The sequence below is a fragment of the Micromonospora sp. D75 genome (genome assembly GCF_018070405.1).
GTDB lineage: Bacteria > Actinomycetota > Actinomycetes > Mycobacteriales > Micromonosporaceae > Micromonospora > Micromonospora chalcea.
On record NZ_JAGPXV010000992.1, the window covers coordinates 1 to 1,296 of the forward strand.

The window sequence follows — 1,296 nt, forward strand, 5'->3', positions numbered from 1 at the left end:
GCCGCGCGGCTCGCCTCCACCATCCGCGCCGCCCGGACCAGCCGGTTCGGCTGCACGCAGCTCAGCAGTACCGCGTCCGGGCCGGTCTGGTGCAGGTAGGAGACCAGGTGCCGGGCCGGCACGCTGGCGCCCAGGAACGTCACCCGCCAGCCGGCCGCCCGGACCACCTCGGCGACGATCCGGGCGGCCAGCGCGTGCCACTCGCCCTCGACGCAGGCCATCACCACGTGCCCACGTCGCGGTGCGCCGATCGTCGCGCCCACCGCGCCGACCACGAGTTCGCTGACATGGGTGGCGGCGTGCTCCTGGGCCACGCTCCAGGAACCGGTGAGCCAGCGGCGGCCGATCTCCTGCTGCGCCACCGCGACGAGGTCCACCAGGATGTCCGCGACCGGCACGCCGTCGGCGAGCAGTTCCTGCGCCAGCGCGATCGCGCCGGCCCGGTCGGCCCGGTCCAGGTGATCGAGATAGGCGGCGAGCGTCTCCGGCCCGATCCGGCGCTCCGGGCTCACCCGGCGGCCAGCGCCAGCATGGCGATGTCGTCGTGCGGCTGCCCGTCCAGCCACTCGTCGACGAGCTGGAGCACCCGCTCCACGAGCGCGGCCGGCGGGAGCCCGGCACCGGAGGCGACCGCCTGGCGCAACCGGTCCTCGCCGAACATGGCCAGCTCGGTCGGGCCGCCCCGGGCCTCGGTCACCCCGTCGGTGTACGCCAGCAGCAGGTCGCCCGGCGCCAGCCGTACCTCGGCGTCGACGAACCGCGCGTCGGTGAGCGCGCCCACCGGCATGCCGCCCACCCGGACGGTCTCGATCCCGCCGCCGGCGCGGGCGACGAGCGGGGCGGGGTGCCCGCCGCCGGCCACCCGGACCCGCAGCCCGCCGCCGGGCTCGCGGCGGACCGCGCCGAGCAGGAGCGTCGTGAACTGGGCCCGGCGGGCGGCGTCCGGCGCGTCCAGCAGCGCCCGGTTGAGCAGCTCCAGCAGTTCCCGGGGACGCTGCTCGACGAGGCGCAGCGTCTGCAGCGACTGGCGTACCCGGCCGGTCAGCACTGCCGCGCCGACGCCCTTGCCGCAGACGTCGCCGAGCGCGAGGAGGCCGCCCTCGCCGGTGGGGAACACGTCGTAGAAGTCCCCGCCGATGCGCAGGCTGTCCCCGGCGGCGCGGTAACCGCCGGCGAGCGTCATCCCGGGCAGGCGCGGCAGTTCCGGCGGGAGCAGGCTGTTCTGCAGCACGCGCGCCAGGTGGGCCTGCTCGCCGTACAGCTCGGCGGCGGCCAGCGCGGCGCCGAGCTGTACGG

The 1,296-nt window shown here is 77.0% G+C and carries 2 protein-coding genes; both read right to left on the minus strand.

The genetic code is table 11. The annotated features are described in order from the left end of the window. Positions 1–512, minus strand: a 512-nt coding sequence (locus tag KBX39_RS31390) for a cobalamin-dependent protein (RefSeq protein ID WP_210874035.1), incomplete at its 3' end; no start/stop codon positions are given. Continuing rightward, the coding region (locus KBX39_RS31395) for a PP2C family protein-serine/threonine phosphatase (protein WP_210874037.1) at positions 509–1,296 on the minus strand (788 nt) is incomplete at its 5' end. The genes KBX39_RS31390 and KBX39_RS31395, both read right to left, overlap by 4 nt.